The organism is Pirellulales bacterium (assembly GCA_019636345.1).
In the GTDB taxonomy this organism is placed as follows: domain Bacteria; phylum Planctomycetota; class Planctomycetia; order Pirellulales; family Lacipirellulaceae.
On sequence record JAHBXQ010000010.1, the window covers coordinates 33697 to 49523 of the forward strand.

Genomic DNA, 15827 nt, shown 5'->3' on the forward strand with positions numbered 1-15827 from the left:
AATTGGCGAGAACCGAATGCGGCTTAGTAGGCGCCGTCGCCCGGAGGAGGCAGGTCCTTGTCGGCGACCGAACCGGCGCGCAGGTCGGACACTTTGCTGTTGGACGTGCACAATTGGGCGTAGACGACCGGATCGATCTGATCGCCCAGGAACTGCACAGAGCCCCCCATGAACGCCACGTTCACCCCGCCGGGGTGGTTGCTGGTGGGGAAGGCGTCGTAGATCTGATCAGCGCTGGTCGCGGAGGTGACGCTGTCGTCGGCGTTGCGGCGACGCCCCATTTCTTCGGTGACGTCGTCAACCCCCTGTTTGATATCGCCGTTGATGCGTTGCCAACTCTGACTGGCGACCTGCAGCGGTTGCTGCCAGCAAAAACCGTACTGCCACTTCTCGTCCGGCGTGGCGTCCCCGGGGTTGGCGAGGGTCCACGTCCCCGAGTGGATGTTCTCGGACAACATCAGCGTGGCCGAGAGCCCGTCCCCCTTCGAGCCGATGTAGGCGTTCGTCATGACGATCGGCGGCACGTCGTCGCGGGGATCGTTCGGGTCGCTGCCGTCGTTGTAGTCGGGCGGGCCGTTCAAGAGGCCGACGGTGTTGACGTTGCCGGTGCGCATCGCTCGCCGGTTGCGGTCGAAAAACACCCCGTTGCCGGCGTTCTCGAAGCGCTCAAATCCCGACGGAGTGCTGGAGATGAATCGGTTGGATTTCTGAATCCACCCGGCGTTCGCCACGTACGAATTGCTCGGGATCGAGGGGGACGCCGGCGGATCGCTCGGGCAGATCAACACCTCGAGCGCGACGGCGTCCGTCGTGACGTTCAAGCCGCCGACCAGACCCTGCGACCATCGATCCCACAGCGCTCTCTGCTCGATGTACGGGAACGTCATGACGACCCAACTCGCCCGGACCCGGATGTCGCTGCCGGTGATGCCGAGCGAATTGACGTACCCCGGGTAGTCGCGAAGCGACGTCTCGCGGTTCGCGATTGCCTTCTGCAGCTGCGAGAGATAGTTGCGGCACGTGTTGCTGCGAGCGGCTTCGCGGGCCGCCTGGACCGCCGGCAGCAGCAGGCCGACCAGCGTGCCGATGATCGCGATGACCACCAGCAGCTCGACCAGCGTGAACGCCAAGCGGCTCGGCCGGACGCCGGCCCTGCGGGAATCTTGCCTCATCTCGATCGTCTCCCTGTTCATGGAGAAAAGTGGCGGCGGCGTTCCTCTGTTCCGACTTCGCTCGTCGCCTTGGTCTGCCCCTGCTCGGCACGGGTCATTCGGTGCGACGCGGCTGCGCGCGGAGAGCCCCCGCGCTCGCCCCGTCGCCGACCCGGCCGACACGTACGCACAATTGATTCTCGCAAAAGACCCCGGAGGTGTCCAGCAAACCACTGACCGGGGGCGGCTGAGGCGAAGGAAATGCCGAAAATGCCGGCCTCACGCAGAGCCGCAGGGGGGCGCAGAGGAAGACGCCGAGCAGATCGCGAGCAGCCCCCGCGGGCCATCGACAAAAAAACCGCCGGCCCCGCGAGGGGGGCCGACGGTTGGGAGTGACTTTGGAGTCGCGTTCGCCGGGGAAGCGAACTTTACCGCTTCGAGAACTGCGTCCCGCGGCGGGCGCCGTGAAGGCCGTACTTCTTGCGTTCCTTCATCCGCGAGTCGCGGGTGAGGAAGTGCCCCTCGCGGAGCTTGTCGGCCAGGTCGCTGTCGTGCTTCAGGAGGGCGCGGGCGATGCCTTGCCGGCAGGCGCCCGACTGGCCCGTGGTGCCGCCGCCATGGACGCGAATCGCCACATCGACGTTGCCCAGGACTTCGCACGCCACGAGCGGGGCGAGCAGCGCCTTGCGATCCTGCTCGATGCAGAAGAACTCATCCAACGCGCGATCGTTGACGGTGACCTTGCCCGACCCGGCGCGAATCCGCACCCGTGCGACCGAGGTCTTGCGGCGACCGGTTCCCAAGGCTTCTTGAACGGCAGTGGGCATACGACACAAGTCCTGAAGTAGTGACTGAACTGTTGGCGGGGCGGTGAGACCCGAGTCGCGAACTACTTGCTCGCCAACTCGGTCGGTTCGGGCTGCTGGGCCTGATGCGGATGGCTGGGGCCGACGTACAGCTTCAGCTTCGACAGCATCGCCCGGCCGAGCTTGTTCTTGGGGAGCATCCGGCGGACCGCTTCGCGGAGGATCAAGTCCGGGTGCTTCTCGAGCCGGTCCTGGGCGTTGATCGTCCGCTGCCGGGTGTAGCCGGTGTACCAGGCGTAGGTCTTTTGCTCCCACTTCTTGCCGGTAAAGCGGACCTTCTCGCTATTGACGACGACGACGAAATCGCCCGTGTCGACATGCGGGGTGTACGTGGGGCGGTGTTTGCCCATCAGGATCACGGCGATCTCGCTGGCTAGGCGGCCGACCACCTTGTCGGTGGCGTCCACCAGCAGCCACTTCGGCTCGACCGTGGCGGGGGCCTTCTTGCTGGCCGGTTTGGCCATGAACGTCTTCATCGCGCGACTCGCAAACGCGTGCGGGCTGACACTGCCGGGGACTGCCGCGCGGGGACCAAGGGGTCGCCGACCGGCACAAGCCCGGGGGGGGAACGGACCAGCCCGCGGTGAATAAAAACGCCGGAGGCAGCCGCATGCACAAAATGCGGAGGCCGCCTCCGGCGAGACGGGGCGTATCTTGCCCTACAGCCGGGCGCCGCCGGCGTAGGAATCGCGTAATGTACCACTGCCGCCGGGGGGCAACAAGGCCCCGGCGGCCGGAGTCGTGATACCAATTGCCAAATTGATGGGTGGCTGGGGTCGCAGCGCAGCGGAGCCCCCAGGAGCCCTTCCAAGGGCCGCAAATGGTATCGCGACCGCGGCCGGAGTCGGCAAGTTGTCCGTCGCCTTGCGAGCAGCTCCTCGCCCCTGGTTCGTTTTCCTGACGGGCCAAGGAATCCCTGCTGGAAATTCCCCAGAAATCCCTCGGCGATTCCTCCGAAACTGCCGCGGGGGGGCGGGGTTTGGTAGGTTAACTGACGGTCTGCGCCCGGCGACTCGGTTATGCTGCTCTCAGCGATCCCGCCGAGCCGGGGTCGACTCGTCTGCCGCGGCAGATCGGCTCCTCGGCGCTCGGAGCACTCATCTGCCTGTTGGCAAAGGAGACAGGCGCCCTCGCCGGAACGCGACTTTCAGCGGGGTTTGGGATTCGTCCGCGAGCCAGCCCCTTTTTCACAAGGCTGTCAGCCCTCAAATCGGGCACGGCGTCCCCCCGGTTGGGATTGTTCCGCCGGAGGTTTTTTGGCGCTCGCCCCGCTTATGGAGAACGAACGATGAAACGTGCATTCGCGGCGCTGGCCGCTGTGACGATCCTGGCCGGCCAGGTCGTCGCCCAACAGGACGATGGCGGCGGTCGCGGTCGGGGCCGAGGCGCCCAGGGTCAGGGACAGGGTGAAGAAGGAGGCCGCGGCGGCTTCGGTCGCGGCGAAGGCGGGGGTCGGGGCGAATTCGGCGGTCAGGGAGAAGGCGGAGGACGAGGCGGCTTCGGCGGCCGCGGGGGCCGCGGTTTCGCCAACCCCATGTTCGATGCCATCGATGCCGACGGCGACGGCGTGATCACCAAAGCGGAACTTCGCAGGGCCGCCGCGGCGCTCGCCAAGCTCGACGTCGACAACGACGGCGTCATCACTCGCGAAGAGGCGACGCCCCAACGCGGCCCCGGCGGGTTCGGGGGAGGTCCTGGCGGCGGCGGGTTCAATGTCGAGGACTTCGCGAATCGCTTCATGGAACGTGACGCCAACGGCGACGGAGTCCTGTCGCCCGACGAGATCCAAGGCCCGATGGCCGGCATGCTGCAAAACGCCGACACGAACGGCGACGGCGTTATCGATCGCGATGAATTGGTGAAGGCTGGCGAGCAGATGGCCGCTCGCTTCGGCGGGGGCGGCGGTCCCGGAGGCGGGCCCGGCGGATTCGGCGGCGGTCAGGGAGGGTTCGGCGGCGGCGGGTTCGATCCCCAGCAGATGACTCGGCAAATGATGGCCAACGACCGTAACGGCGACGGCGTGCTCACCCCGGACGAGGTCCCTGAGCAAGCTCGACGAATGCTTGCCGGCGCCGACGCGAACGGCGACGGACAGATCGACGCCCGCGAAATGGCCGCCTACGCCGAGCAGATGCGCCAGCGCATGGGCGCCGGCGGTTTCGGTCGCGGCCAGGGAGGACGCTTCGGCGGCCAAGGGGGGCAGGAGGGCCAAGGGGGCCGCGGCAACCGCCCCGAGCGCCCGCAACGTCCCCAAAACTGACCCGCGGTTCGACCCGCGCTTGAACCGACTCACGGCGCCCCGGCCCCCTCGCCGGGGCGCCGTCGTTTTTTTTGGGCGCCGTTTGCAGGGGGGCGAAACATGCCCCCCTGCTCTCGCCCCGCCCGCTGTTCGCCGTACACTGACGCGATCGTCGTCCCACGACGTGATTGTTCGCCCTGAACTATTTGCACTGAACGCGAGGACCCCTGCCATGCAACGGCGAGACTTCTTGAAACAGGGAACCGCCGCCGCGGGCATTGCGTCGGCCGCGGCGCTGGCCGCCCGCGCTGCGGACGACGACTCCAACAAGGCCGACGAGGGCGGGAAGCCCGAGGCCGAGCGGGCGAAGTTCAAGTTGAAGTACGCCCCCCACTTCGGCATGTTCGAGAATCTCGCCGGGCGGGACCCGATCGATCAGCTCAAGTTCGCCGCCGCTCAGGGCTTCACCGCCTGGGAAGACAACGGCATGAAGGGGAAACCCCCGGAACTGCAGGAGCGGATCGGCGCGACTCTTGCCGAACTCAACATGACGATGGGCGTGTTCGTCGCCCACGGCAGCTTCGGCGAGGTCACCTTCGCGGGCCGCAACAAGGACGCCCGCGAGAAAGTGCTAGGCGACCTCCAGGACAGCGTCGAGGTCGCCAAGCGATGCGGGGCCAAGTGGCTCACGGTCGTCCCTGATGCGTACGACGTGCGGACCGAGTGGGGCTATCAGACCGCCAACTGCGTCGAGCTGTTGCGTCGCGGGGCCGAGATCTTCGAACCGCACGGGTTGGTGATGGTGCTGGAGCCCTTGAACTGGTGGACGAATCATCCGGGTCTGTTTCTGCACAAGATCCCTCAGGCGTACGAAATCTGCCGCGCGGTCGACAGCCCGGCGTGCAAGATCTTGTTCGACATCTACCACCAACAGATTCAGGAAGGAAACCTCATCCCCAACATCGACATGGCGTGGGACGAGATCGGGTACTTCCAGTGCGGCGACAACCCGGGCCGCAACGAGCCGGGGACGGGGGAAATCAACTACCGCAACGTCTTCGCCCACATCCACGGCAAGGGGTACGCGGGCGTGATGGGGATGGAGCACGGCAAATCGCTCCCCGACGTCGAGGGGGAGCTGAAACTGATCGAGGCGTACCACGCGGCGGATGACTTCCAGGCGGCCAAGTGACGCGACGGAGCGATCGAAGATTGCGGTTGACGTGGATGCGCGGTGTTCACGGATCGCAGAATGGGCGGTGTGTCAAAGCGGACAGTCGTCCTGGCGTTGGCGGCAAACGCTGTGCGATTCCGTCACTTCGTTGCGTTCGCGATGCGCTCGATGGCGCGGAAGACTTTGTCGGGGTCCTTGGCGGCGTCGACTTGCATGTCCTTGTAAGCGATTCGCTTGTCGAGTCCGATGACGAACGTCCAGCGAGCCGCGGTGACGCCGCGGGCGAGTTCGACCCCCTGTCCCTCGAATTCCCGCGAGATCGCCCCGCCGGGGCCCAGCTTCACGCCGAACGCTCGGGCGATCGTCCCCTCGGGATCGGCCAGCAGCGTGAAGTTCAACTTGTGCAGCGCCTTGAACATGCGATGGCTCTCGACCGTATCGCCGCTGACGCCCACGACGACGACGTCGTCGCGCTTCAACTCGGTCAACTTGTCGCGATACGCACATGCCTGGGCGGTGCAACCGCCAGTCATGTCGGCGGGGTAGAAGTAGACGACCACGATCTGCTTGCCGACGTGGTCGGCCGACTTCCACGGCTTGTCCTCGTCGGTCCGCCCGGAGAATATGGGAGCAGGGTCGCCGACCTTCACGACCTGGGGTTTGTTCGCTGACGCGGCCGGCGGTTCGGCCGTCGCTTGCGCCGCGGCCGAGCGGGGCACGAGCGCGAGAGCGCAGACTGTCGCGAGCGTCACTTGCAGCGAGGCGATCATGGTCGACGACTCCTGTTGAAAGCGGTTTATTCTGGCTCTTTGCGACGGTTCGTTCCAAGAGAATGAGCCAGCGAAGTGCGCGACAGCGTAAGGAGAATCACACGATGGACAAGAAGCGACTCATCGACGGGCTGAACAGCGATCTGGCCGGCGAGTTGGGGGCGATCGTCCAGTACATCACCTACGCCGCCAAAGCGAGCGGACCGTACCGACCGCAACTGGCTCAATTCTTCCTGGCCGAGGTGGCCGACGAGCAACTTCATGCTCAGTATCTGGCGAACAAGATCGTCGCCTTGGGGGGCGAACCGACGACGATCCCCCGGCCGGTTCCTGCCGCCAATACCAATCGCGAGATGCTCGTCGCGGTGCTTGCCGCCGAGGCGCAGGCCGAGGCCGATTACATCGCCCGGGCGAAGCTCGCCGACGAACTGGGCGACAAGGGTCTCGCCGTGCAGTTGGAAGACATGGTCCGCGACGAAAGCGGGCACAAGGAAGAGACCCAGCGGATCTTGCGCGACTGGCCGTTGTAGGGACTCGACCAGAGGCGAGTCCTGAGGTCACGCCCCTTGCTGGTCGGGCATTCGATCGCCGTCGAGCCACTGTCGCTTCTTGCGCTCGTACTCGTCGCGGGTCAGAATGCCGTCCTCGTAAAGGGCGTGCAGGCGCCGGAGTTTCTCGTCGAACGGGAGTTCCGCGTCGCTTCCGTGGGCGAACGTCGCGGCCTGACGCTCGTCGACCGTGGGCAGCGTGAATTCCTGCCGGGCTTCGTCGATCGCGTCGGCGATCATCCCTCCAGTCATCCGATTCCAGGGCTCCGTATCGCGGCGCGCCTGCTCGGGGTCGAGCACGATCCCGGACCCCGCGAGCCCCGTCCGGCCGATTCCTTGCATGGCGCCGCCGACGATTATGGCGATCATCCCCAGGACGGCGCGGAGGGCCATGCTGCGGCCCCGGGCTTCAAAATCGGCGAAGTCGCCGAAGTGAAGGGCCCCCGAAACGAACACCGACAAGAACGACAAGAGCCCGACGCCGGCGACGATCATGCCGGCGGTGTGCAGGGCGCGACGTTCCGGCGGGATTTCCCGGCGGGGCATGGCGGGCCTCAGGGAGGGGGCGCGGGAGACATTGCCCGCTCACCGCGGGCGCGTCGGACCATTATCGGCCCGCTGCTGGCGGGCTGCAAATCGTTGCGAGGGCAATTCGCCCTTGATCCGAATTGCTTGGGAGAAATCCGAGGACTCTCCCGCCGCGATTGCCCGGGCGTTGAGGTACGCCGCCGCCTTCGTCTCGGCGAACGTGCCGTGGCGAACGATCAGCCCTTCCTTGTACGCCAGCTCGTCGGAATAGCCCGGCAGCAGCACCCGGTAATCGTACTTGATTCGGTTCGGCTCGATTCGATTGATGTGCCGGACGATGTTCGTCGTGCAGTTGTTGCCGACCGTGTCGTAGAACTCGGGCCGAGCGGCCAGTTCGTTCGTGCGACCCAGCACGTCTACCAACAGCCGCCGGGCCGCCTCGGGCGTGGCGGTCGTCTCGTACAGGTACACGTCTTCGCCCCGGTGGTTGGTTCGCAGCTCGATCACGTCGCGTTCGTCGGCCAGCACGTACATCAGTTCGTATTGCCGGGCGCTCCCCTTCCAGGCGGCGTAGGTTTCGCCCAGCTCTTTGCGGATTTCGACGCTCGCAGCGAGATGTTCCGGCGGGCCGTCGGGGGGGTGAAACTCGAAGCTGAGCATCGTGTGGGCCAACGCCGGCATGCCCTTGAACGGCGCCATCAGAAAATCGACCCGCTTGAGCTCCGACAACTTATAGCGCCGATTCTCGTAGCGGACGACGAACGTGTCCTCGTCGAAGTACCGGCAGTTACGGACATTGTGGACCAGAATCTCGTCGTCGTTCACGTACTCGGCGTACGACAACTCGGCCTGATCAGGCTCCCAGGTGCGCACGTTGGACGGCGCAATCATCTTGGCCACGGGGCTGCACCCGAGCGCCGCCAGCAGCGTCGATATCCAACAGAAGCGATTCATCAGCTCGCCGTGCAGGCGGCACGAGGCTCGAACAATCCTGGGTGTTCCCGTTGCGACCGGAGAGGGGCAAGAGTCTACGGTTCTCGCAGGTTCGGGGGCAGAGCGATTTGTGCGACCTGAAGCAGTGCTAGCGGAAAAGTCCTGGGCATGCCACGGCAGCGTGCTTGGCAAAGGAGATTCCAAGTGGTCGAATGAAACCGGGCGGCCGCTTCAGCAGGCGAGGGAGTTGCGATTGCTGCGCATACCTCGCTGCTCGCGTCGCCTGTGCGCAAGGGGGAGACGATGTTCCGGTTGAAGAAGACGATCCTCGCGACGGCGCTTCTGACGTCGATGGCGCCCACGGCCAGTCGCCTCGCCGTTGCGGCGCCGACGGGGGAAGAACTCGAGCGATTGTTGTTGGCCGGCAATTTGGCCGACAGCGAACAGAAGCTCGCCGCCATGCTGGCCAGCGAGCAGGCCGACGACAACGTCCGTTTGGCGTTGGGGTCCGCTAAGTTTCTCCGTGGTCTGGAACGGTTGATGCAGTCGCTCTACCGGTACGGCCTGAAGCCGGTCCAGCCGATGGGGATGCCGATTGTCCGGCTTCCCGTCCCCAACAATCCGACGCCCGTACCGCTGACCAACGACGCGTTCCGGCGAATCATCGTGGAATTCGTTCAAGACCTCGACGCCGCGGAGAAGACGCTTGCCGAGATCGATTCAGCCGACGTGCGACTGCCGCTGCATATCGGACTGGTGCGTTTGGACGTCGACGCCGACGGTCAGGCCTCGGTCGACGAAGCGTTGTGGAAGGTCCTCGCCCGAATCATGGGCCCGCGCATCGACCAGGGGACCGCCGAAGGATTCGTTGTCGCGCTCGACCTGGGGGACGTCCACTGGCTGCGCGGGTATTGTCACCTGCTGCAAGCGGCGTGCAACGCCTTTCTGGCCTACGACACGCAAGAACTCCACGACCTGACGGCGCAATTGTTCTTTCCCACGGCGACCGTGCGGTATGAATTCCTGAAAGACGATACGGGAAGAATTTGGGGGAATATCGGCGACATATTGGCGTTTATTCATCTCCAGCGACTGCCCGTCGTCGAGCCCGCGCGGATGAGTCGGGCGCGAGAGCACTTGCTCGCGACGATCGAGCAAAGCCGACAGAGCTGGCAGGCGATCCTCGCCGAAACCGACGACGAGCACGAGTGGATTCCCAACCCCAGGCAGAAGAATGCGGCCGTGCCGTTTGTCCAGATCGACGACGAAATCGTCGCCCAATGGGGGAAGGTGACCGACGAACTCGAGCTCATTCTCAAGGGGGAGCGGTTGGCGCCATTTTGGCGCGGCTCGAAGAAACAAGGGGTGAACATCCGCCGCGTGTTCGAGGAACCGCGGACGTTCGACTTGGTGCTCTGGATCCAAGGCAGCGCGGCCGGACCCTATTTGGAAGAGGGCGAGCAAACCAGCCCCCAACTCTGGCGCGAAACGATGCAACTGTTCCGCGGGCAGTTCTTCATGTTCGCCCTGTGGGTCAACTGAGCCCGCGGCGAACTCGCGGAGAACGTTACAGCCGGCAGTTGCTGATCGCCGTTTCCAGGATCGCCGTGGCGCCGAGGTGCTCCAGGCGTTCCATGATGCCGATCACCTCGCCGCGGCGAACCATCGCCCGAACGGCGAACCAGCCCGGCTCCTCCAGACGATTGACGGTCGGCGATTTGAAGCCCGGGGTGATCGTCTCGGCCTCGGCGAGCTTCGCCTCGGGGATGTTGTACTCCAGCAGCGAGTACGCCCGGGCGATCACCACCCCTTCCAGGCGGCGGGTGATCCGGTCGGCCATCGCGCCGTGCGGGGTCGCGGGGTTCTGCACGAGCACCGTTTCGTACCGGCCGATCTCGGCGAGGATCCGCAACCGGTTCGCAGCCAGGGTGCTGCCGGTCTCGACCAAGTCGACGATCGCGTCGGCGACCCCCAGAGCGATCATCACCTCGACCGAACCGGTCAGCTCGACGACGCGCGGCTCGGCCCCGTGGTCGGCCAGATAAGTGCGCGTGACGTGGGGAAAGCTGGTGGCGATCCGCGCCCCGGCCAAGTCGGCGGGCTTGTGAACGCGACTGTCCTCGGGGACGCAGATGGCGAGCCGGCAGTTGCCGACCCCCAGTTTGAGCCGTTCGACGAGGGTCGCCCCGCTCTCGGCCACCAGATCGCTGCCGGTAATTCCCAGGTCGATCGCCCCCTCGGCGCACAGCGTGGGGATGTCGTCGGTGCGGAGGAACGTGACGTCGATCGGCATGTCGCGCACCCGCGCAAACAAGCTCCGCTCCTGCCGGCGGAAGCTGAGGCCCGCTTCCTTGAGCAGTTCGGTCGAAAGCTCGGCGAGACGCCCCTTGCTGGGGACCCCGATGCGAAGGTGTTCGGTCATAGGGTTTGGCCTCAAGGCAACCGCAAAGGCACAAAGGACTCGCGTCAGCGGAGTACGCCGATCCCCCGAGCGTTTGCGACGCAGTTGCGTTCCCTTGCGGGCTTGGGTGTCTTTGTGATTAATCGGGGCTTCGCGTGCGCGAGGCCTTTTCCTCGAGGCCTGACATGCCGAAGCGACGGGCGATTTCGGCTTCGACCTCGGCGAGCGTGACGTCGCGCACGGCCAGCAGCACGAGCAGGTGATACAGCACGTCCCCCGCCTCGGCGATCGTATGGGCGCGGCCCGCTTCGCCCGGCTCGGCGGCCGCTTCGACCACTTCGGCCGCTTCTTCGGCGACTTTGGCCCCAATCTTCGGAACGCCGCCGGCCAGCAGCCGGGCTGTATACGACGTGCCGGCGTCGGCCGCGGCCTTGCGCTCGGCGATCGTCGCTTCGAGTTGATCGAGAGGGCGCATGGGCGGTTGAACAACCGGGGGGTCGGCTTGCTGGCCGCCCCGGGGAGCGACACAATGGGACCCCCGCAGGTTCGGCAATCCCGTAGTTTAGGCTGCCGGAAATGACGGGGCAATCGGCCAGATCGCGAGGGAACGAGACCGTTTGCCCCAGTCGCGGGCGGCTGGGGGCGAACAAAGAGCGCTTCCCGAGCAGGTTTCCTGGGGGCTCCGCTGCGCGACGACCCCAGTCCCCCTCCTCCCTCAGCGCAGAATTGCATCACTCCTGGAGAGGCACGGCGAACACGCGTGACCGCTGACAACCCCTTCACCGATTGCTGGTACCTGACCGGCGCGACTGCGACCGGCAAGACGAGGATTGCGCTCGCCCTGGCTCGGGCCCTCGACGCCGAAATCGTCTCGCTCGACTCGATGGCGTTGTACCGCGGCATGGACGTCGGCACGGCCAAGCCGACCCTCGAGCAGCAGGCCGTCGTGCCGCACCACCTGATCGACGTCGTCGACCCCCAGGACGAGTTCAGCGTCGCCCAGTACCTCGACCGAGCGCGCGAGGCGGTCGCGTCGATCCGCGCACGAGGCCGGCAGCCGCTGTTCGTGGGGGGGACGCCGCTGTACCTCAAGGCGCTGTTGCGGGGCCTGTTCGAGGGGCCGCCGGCCAACTGGCAGCTTCGTCGCGAAGTCGAGGCGGAGGTCGCCCGCGTCGGCGCCGCGGCGCTGCATCGTCATTTGCAAGAGGTCGACCCGGTGGCCGCTTCGGCGATTCACCCCAACGACACGCGGCGGTTGATCCGGGCGCTCGAGGTGTTCCGCGCCACGGGTCAGCCGATCAGCCATCAGCAGATGGAGTTCGACGACGGCGCCCCCGCCGCGCGCCGCCGGGTGTTCGTGCTGCAGCGTTCCCGGGAAGAACAGCATGAGCGAATCAACGCGCGGGTCGAGGAGATGCTCGCCCGCGGGTTGGTCGACGAGGTCAGCCGCCTGACCGCCGACGGTCGTCAGTTGGGCCGCACCGCAAGTCAGGCGGTCGGCTATCGCGAGGTGATCGCCCATCTGCGGGGCGAGTGGGATTACCCCACGATGGTTGCGAAGATCAAGACCCGCACCCGCCAGTTCGCCAAACGACAAGGGACTTGGTTCCGCAGCCTCAGCGAATGCCGCTTCATCGAGATCGCCGGCGAACCGGACGAACAAGCCCTCGCCGCTGAAATCATTGCCGCGGGTTGCGAGGCAATCTAGCCGACGTCGCGGCGCTCACGCCTGTTCGTCCGCCGCCAGCGCCTGCCACAACTCTTCCAGCGACTGCGGGATGACGCGGGTGGCGGCGGTGACGCCCATGAAGTTGCTGTCGCCCGACCAGCGGGGAACGAGGTGCCAGTGGAGGTGCCCCGGAACGCCCGCCCCCGCGATGCGGCCCAGGTTCAGGCCGATGTTGAACCCCTCGGCCTTGAGCAACTCGCGGTAGCGACCGACGTACTCGGTCAGCAGGTCCATCGCCGCCAAACGCTCGGCGGGGGTCAGGTCGGCCAACTCGGCGACGTGCCGCGGCGGGCAGACGAGCAGGTGCCCGTTGTTGTACGGGTAGAGATTGAGCAGTGCGAGCGCGTCGTCGCGTCGCGCGACGACCAAGTGCCGGTGGTCCGCACCGGCTGGGTCGGCGAAGCTCGCCGCGGCTCGGCAGACGAAGCAATCGCGCTTCGCCCCGGTGCGCCACGAGGTCGGTTCCAGCGGCGGCGGCGGGGCGGCGTCCCCGACGATGTAGCCCAGTCGCCACGGCGCCCACAGTCGTTCCAGATCCACGGCGAATTCCCCCGAGTCTTTGCGTGCCGAGCGGCGAGTGTAGGCGTGCTGGCGCCGGGGGGCAAGGTTCCTCTGGCCGGGGCCGGGACGGAACGCCATAATCCCGCCCCCTCTGCGCCCGAACGGTTTGCTAGCACCGGCCTTTCGCCATGCGATTTCGCGTTCAACTCGACGCCTACGCCGGGCCGCTTGATCTGTTGCTCTATCTCGTGCGGCGCAACGAACTCGACGTGCTCGACGTCCCGATCGCCGTCGTGGCCGACCAGTTTCTCGAGATCCTCGCCGTCGTCGAGCAGGTCGACGTCGACGCGGTGGGGGACTTCCTCGACATGGCCACCCGGCTCATGGAACTGAAGTCGCGGATGATGCTTCCCCGGCAGGACGAAGCGGCCGAGGAGCAACTGGTTGAGGACCCGCGACAAGACCTGGTGAAGCGGCTGCTCGAATATCGCCGGTTCAAAGAGGCGGCCGACGCGCTCGACGAGCGGGCCCGACAGTGGCGGCAGCGCTATAGCCGCCGCGTGAACGACCTCGACGAGGACCCTCGCCCGGCCGCCGACCAGCCGCTGGTCGAGATCGAGCTGTGGGACCTGGTCAGCGCCTTCGCCCGGGTGATGCGCGACAAGTCGCCCGCCAAAGCGACGAAGATTCGCTACGACGACACCCCGATTGAAGCGCACATGGACCGCATCTTCGCCCGGCTGGAGCAGGAGCCGCGGCTGGCGTTCACCGAGCTGTTCGACGCGGAACACGATCGGTCGTATTTGGTGGGGACGTTCCTGGCAGTCTTGGAACTGATTCGCCGCCGCGGGGTGCGCGTCGAGCAGGACGACCTGTTCGGCGAGATCTGGGTTCTCGCCCCCCTGGCCGCCGCGGCGGCCGCTTGAGACGGCGGGCTCGCCGCGGAGCGCGGAGGCGGTGCGATCGCGGCGGCGTCCTGTTGCATCGTCGCTCGGGCTCGTAGACTAAGGGCTCCGCTCCCCCGACGATTGCATCATGATTGAAAACGCCCCCGTCATCACTCACCAGCACGGCGATCTGACGATCGAGGGCTACTCGCGCGCCGCCGTGCAGAGCTATTGGCGGTTTCCTGAACTGTCGATCGGCTTCGACCTGGGGGGGCAGCCGTGGTCGTTCATGGGGACCGAGACGTGGTTCGTCTCGCACGGCCATCTCGACCACGTCGCGGCGTTGCCGCTCTACGTGTCGCGGCGGCGGATGATGAAGATGGAGCCCCCGGTGATCTACCTCCCCGGCGCCGCGCTGGAGCCGGTCCGCGAGATCCTGCGGCAGTTCACGCGGCTTGATCGGGGCCGTATGCCGTGCGAATTGCGCGTCGCCGAGCCGGGCCAGGAAATCGAGCTGTCGCGCGAGCTGGCGGTCACGGTCGCCCCGATGCAGCACAGCGTTCCCGCGCTGGGATACGTCGTGTGGGATCGGCGGAAGAAGCTCAAGCCCGAGTACGCCGAATTATCCGGCGAGCAGATTCGCGACCTGCGACTCGCCGGGACCGACGTGACGCACGAGATGCGACATCCGCTGGTGGCGTACGCCGGCGACACGGCGCCGGGGGGGCTCGACGGCTGCCCGGCGATGTTCGAGGCGAAGATCCTCGTGTGCGAGATGACGTTCGTCGCCCCGGACCACCGCCGCGAGAAGATTCACAAATTCGGGCACATGCACCTCGACGACTTCGTCGAGCGCCGCGACCGATTTCGCAACGAGCTGGTGATCGCCTCGCATCTCAGCACGCGCTATCACGCGTCGCGGGTGCGGAAGCTCGTCGAAAAGAAGCTCCCCGACATGCTCGACGGGCGGCTTCTGCTGTGGCTGTAACCCGCGGCGCTGAAACCCGCGGCGGGGTCCGCCACGGCGCGAAGAGCACGACGGGAACAGGACGCTGACGCGTCGCGGGGGCGCACATCCGCGACGGCCTCTTCGCTTGTTCCGACGTTCGTGCTCTTCGCAACCGAGAGTCGGGGCGGACCTACAGCGCATCGCCCGGGATGAGCCCGTCGTCTCCGATGGCGCCGAGCATGTTCAGCACGGTGGCTTCGATGCTCGTCTGAAGCGTCTTGACGTGGCCGTCCAGAAACACGAACTGCACGATCCCCGGATGCTCGCTGCCGAACTTCACGCGATCGTCGTCGGCCGAACTGCCCGCCAGTCCGTGGCGCGTCTCGGCGAAGATCGTGTGGGGGGTGTCGCCGGCGAGGAACGCGGTGTCCCCTTGCTCGTAGTGAAGCTGCTCAGGGTTGGACAGCTCCAACTGCGACGGCTTGTTCTTGTCGCCGATGACGATCGTGTTTGACAGGCCGTCGGTCACCTCGCGGGCGGAAATCTTCGAGAAACTGTAGATGGCCCCGGAACTGGCGGGCTCGGGCCGAGTGTCGAACTGAACCCCGTCGTCACGCCCCGAGGTCGAGTTGAGCATCCCCATCATGTAGTTCGTGCCGGCGCAGACGGCGTAGTCGCCCAAGGCGGCCACGCCCCGCTTGTCGGCTGCGGGGGGAGCGTCGTTGTTGTCGAAGTCGCGATCGGCCGCGGCGACGCGCCGACTGGGGCAGGCGAAGGTCTCGATCGGATTCCGCATCGCCGGGGCGTTGACCATCTCGTCGACCCGCTGAGTCGGAACGAAGGAGCGGAACACGCTGTCCGCCTCCATGAACGGCAGCAGCAGGAACGACCACGACACAGCTTGCTGGTCGGTGCGATTGCGGCCCGTGGGGTACGTCTTCTTGACGTCGTGGTGAGTCTGGACCGCAAGGCCCATCTGCTTGAGATTGTTCGAGCAACTGTTGCGGCGGGCCGCCTCGCGCGCGGCCTGAATGGCCGGCAACAACAGCCCCACCAGCACGCCGATAATGGCGATCACCACCAGCAATTCTACCAGAGTGAAACCACGAGACGTCGCCGCTTGTTTGACGCGAACCATAACGAAACCCTCG

At 66.2% G+C, this 15827-nt stretch carries 17 protein-coding genes; 7 read left to right on the forward strand and 10 right to left on the reverse strand.

Translation table 11 applies throughout. The annotated features are described in order from the left end of the window. Nucleotides 1-23: 23 nt before the first annotated feature. From KF688_18125 to rplM, 3 genes are all read right to left on the reverse strand, one after another. The gene (locus tag KF688_18125) at nt 24-1172 is read right to left on the reverse strand and encodes a DUF1559 domain-containing protein (GenBank protein MBX3427602.1); all 1149 of its coding nucleotides are present in this window, start codon (nt 1170-1172) and stop codon (nt 24-26) included. Nucleotides 1173-1579: 407 nt separating this feature from the next. Then, nucleotides 1580-1978, reverse strand: coding sequence for a 30S ribosomal protein S9 (gene rpsI, locus KF688_18130; protein ID MBX3427603.1), 399 nt, complete (start codon nt 1976-1978; stop codon nt 1580-1582). Between the two features lie 62 nt (nt 1979-2040). Continuing rightward, on the reverse strand, nt 2041-2493 hold the full coding sequence (gene rplM / locus KF688_18135) for a 50S ribosomal protein L13 (protein ID MBX3427604.1): 453 nt from the start codon (nt 2491-2493) through the stop codon (nt 2041-2043). A gap of 812 nt (nt 2494-3305) precedes the next feature. On the opposite strand from rplM, the gene KF688_18140 reads away from it, so the two are divergent. Both KF688_18140 and KF688_18145 read left to right on the forward strand, forming a co-directional pair. Further along, nucleotides 3306-4277, forward strand: coding sequence for an EF-hand domain-containing protein (locus tag KF688_18140; GenBank protein MBX3427605.1), 972 nt, complete (start codon nt 3306-3308; stop codon nt 4275-4277). Between the two features lie 379 nt (nt 4278-4656). Next, nucleotides 4657-5448, forward strand: coding sequence for a TIM barrel protein (locus KF688_18145; GenBank protein MBX3427606.1), 792 nt, complete (start codon nt 4657-4659; stop codon nt 5446-5448). A 122-nt stretch (nt 5449-5570) separates the two neighbouring features. On the opposite strand, the gene KF688_18150 is transcribed toward KF688_18145, so the two are convergent. Continuing rightward, nucleotides 5571-6200 carry a redoxin domain-containing protein gene (locus KF688_18150; GenBank protein MBX3427607.1) on the reverse strand — a complete coding sequence of 210 codons (630 nt, stop codon included), beginning with the start codon at nt 6198-6200 and terminating at the stop codon, nt 5571-5573. A gap of 104 nt (nt 6201-6304) precedes the next feature. On the opposite strand from KF688_18150, the gene KF688_18155 reads away from it, so the two are divergent. Further along, on the forward strand, nt 6305-6730 hold the full coding sequence (locus KF688_18155) for a ferritin-like domain-containing protein (GenBank protein MBX3427608.1): 426 nt from the start codon (nt 6305-6307) through the stop codon (nt 6728-6730). 27 nt (nt 6731-6757) lie between these two features. Here KF688_18155 and KF688_18160 read toward each other — a convergent pair whose 3' ends face one another. Together KF688_18160 and KF688_18165 are read right to left on the reverse strand one after the other, a co-directional pair. After that, on the reverse strand, nt 6758-7294 hold the full coding sequence (locus KF688_18160; protein MBX3427609.1) for an SHOCT domain-containing protein: 537 nt from the start codon (nt 7292-7294) through the stop codon (nt 6758-6760). A 39-nt stretch (nt 7295-7333) separates the two neighbouring features. Further along, the gene (locus KF688_18165; GenBank protein ID MBX3427610.1) at nt 7334-8230 is read right to left on the reverse strand and encodes a DUF4105 domain-containing protein; all 897 of its coding nucleotides are present in this window, start codon (nt 8228-8230) and stop codon (nt 7334-7336) included. A 282-nt stretch (nt 8231-8512) separates the two neighbouring features. On the opposite strand from KF688_18165, the gene KF688_18170 reads away from it, so the two are divergent. Continuing rightward, nucleotides 8513-9751: a hypothetical protein gene (locus tag KF688_18170; GenBank protein ID MBX3427611.1), complete on the forward strand. Its 1239-nt coding sequence runs from the start codon at nt 8513-8515 to the stop codon at nt 9749-9751. A gap of 25 nt (nt 9752-9776) precedes the next feature. Here KF688_18170 and KF688_18175 read toward each other — a convergent pair whose 3' ends face one another. Together KF688_18175 and hisE are read right to left on the reverse strand one after the other, a co-directional pair. After that, on the reverse strand, nt 9777-10631 hold the full coding sequence (locus KF688_18175) for an ATP phosphoribosyltransferase (GenBank protein ID MBX3427612.1): 855 nt from the start codon (nt 10629-10631) through the stop codon (nt 9777-9779). Nucleotides 10632-10749: 118 nt separating this feature from the next. Next, nucleotides 10750-11085 (reverse strand): phosphoribosyl-ATP diphosphatase, encoded by a 336-nt coding sequence (hisE, locus tag KF688_18180; protein MBX3427613.1) that lies wholly within the window; start codon nt 11083-11085, stop codon nt 10750-10752. 285 nt (nt 11086-11370) lie between these two features. Between hisE and miaA the strand changes: the two genes are divergently transcribed. After that, complete coding sequence (gene miaA, locus KF688_18185) at nt 11371-12318, forward strand: tRNA (adenosine(37)-N6)-dimethylallyltransferase MiaA (protein ID MBX3427614.1); 948 nt, start codon at nt 11371-11373, stop codon at nt 12316-12318. 15 nt (nt 12319-12333) lie between these two features. Here miaA and KF688_18190 read toward each other — a convergent pair whose 3' ends face one another. Next, nucleotides 12334-12879 (reverse strand): HIT domain-containing protein, encoded by a 546-nt coding sequence (locus KF688_18190; GenBank protein ID MBX3427615.1) that lies wholly within the window; start codon nt 12877-12879, stop codon nt 12334-12336. 149 nt (nt 12880-13028) lie between these two features. On the opposite strand from KF688_18190, the gene KF688_18195 reads away from it, so the two are divergent. Then, the gene (locus tag KF688_18195; GenBank protein MBX3427616.1) at nt 13029-13766 is read left to right on the forward strand and encodes a segregation/condensation protein A; all 738 of its coding nucleotides are present in this window, start codon (nt 13029-13031) and stop codon (nt 13764-13766) included. A 109-nt stretch (nt 13767-13875) separates the two neighbouring features. Continuing rightward, nucleotides 13876-14715, forward strand: coding sequence for a metal-dependent hydrolase (locus KF688_18200; GenBank protein MBX3427617.1), 840 nt, complete (start codon nt 13876-13878; stop codon nt 14713-14715). A 151-nt stretch (nt 14716-14866) separates the two neighbouring features. On the opposite strand, the gene KF688_18205 is transcribed toward KF688_18200, so the two are convergent. Next, nucleotides 14867-15814: a DUF1559 domain-containing protein gene (locus KF688_18205; protein ID MBX3427618.1), complete on the reverse strand. Its 948-nt coding sequence runs from the start codon at nt 15812-15814 to the stop codon at nt 14867-14869. Nucleotides 15815-15827: the final 13 nt, after the last annotated feature.

What these genes read in the sequence shown, in the direction of transcription:
- KF688_18155 (MBX3427608.1), top strand. Translation starts at nt 6,305, where the DNA reads ATGGACAAGAAGCGACTCATCGACGGGCTGAACAGCGATCTGGCCGGC.
- KF688_18175 (MBX3427612.1), bottom strand. Translation starts at nt 10,631, where the DNA reads ATGACCGAACACCTTCGCATCGGGGTCCCCAGCAAGGGGCGTCTCGCC.
- KF688_18125 (MBX3427602.1), bottom strand. Translation starts at nt 1,172, where the DNA reads ATGAGGCAAGATTCCCGCAGGGCCGGCGTCCGGCCGAGCCGCTTGGCG.
- KF688_18200 (MBX3427617.1), top strand. Translation starts at nt 13,876, where the DNA reads ATGATTGAAAACGCCCCCGTCATCACTCACCAGCACGGCGATCTGACG.
- hisE (MBX3427613.1), bottom strand. Translation starts at nt 11,085, where the DNA reads ATGCGCCCTCTCGATCAACTCGAAGCGACGATCGCCGAGCGCAAGGCC.
- KF688_18195 (MBX3427616.1), top strand. Translation starts at nt 13,029, where the DNA reads ATGCGATTTCGCGTTCAACTCGACGCCTACGCCGGGCCGCTTGATCTG.
- KF688_18205 (MBX3427618.1), bottom strand. Translation starts at nt 15,814, where the DNA reads ATGGTTCGCGTCAAACAAGCGGCGACGTCTCGTGGTTTCACTCTGGTA.
- KF688_18160 (MBX3427609.1), bottom strand. Translation starts at nt 7,294, where the DNA reads ATGCCCCGCCGGGAAATCCCGCCGGAACGTCGCGCCCTGCACACCGCC.
- rpsI (MBX3427603.1), bottom strand. Translation starts at nt 1,978, where the DNA reads ATGCCCACTGCCGTTCAAGAAGCCTTGGGAACCGGTCGCCGCAAGACC.
- KF688_18165 (MBX3427610.1), bottom strand. Translation starts at nt 8,230, where the DNA reads ATGAATCGCTTCTGTTGGATATCGACGCTGCTGGCGGCGCTCGGGTGC.
- KF688_18145 (MBX3427606.1), top strand. Translation starts at nt 4,657, where the DNA reads ATGTTCGAGAATCTCGCCGGGCGGGACCCGATCGATCAGCTCAAGTTC.
- KF688_18150 (MBX3427607.1), bottom strand. Translation starts at nt 6,200, where the DNA reads ATGATCGCCTCGCTGCAAGTGACGCTCGCGACAGTCTGCGCTCTCGCG.
- KF688_18140 (MBX3427605.1), top strand. Translation starts at nt 3,306, where the DNA reads ATGAAACGTGCATTCGCGGCGCTGGCCGCTGTGACGATCCTGGCCGGC.
- rplM (MBX3427604.1), bottom strand. Translation starts at nt 2,493, where the DNA reads ATGAAGACGTTCATGGCCAAACCGGCCAGCAAGAAGGCCCCCGCCACG.
- KF688_18170 (MBX3427611.1), top strand. Translation starts at nt 8,513, where the DNA reads ATGTTCCGGTTGAAGAAGACGATCCTCGCGACGGCGCTTCTGACGTCG.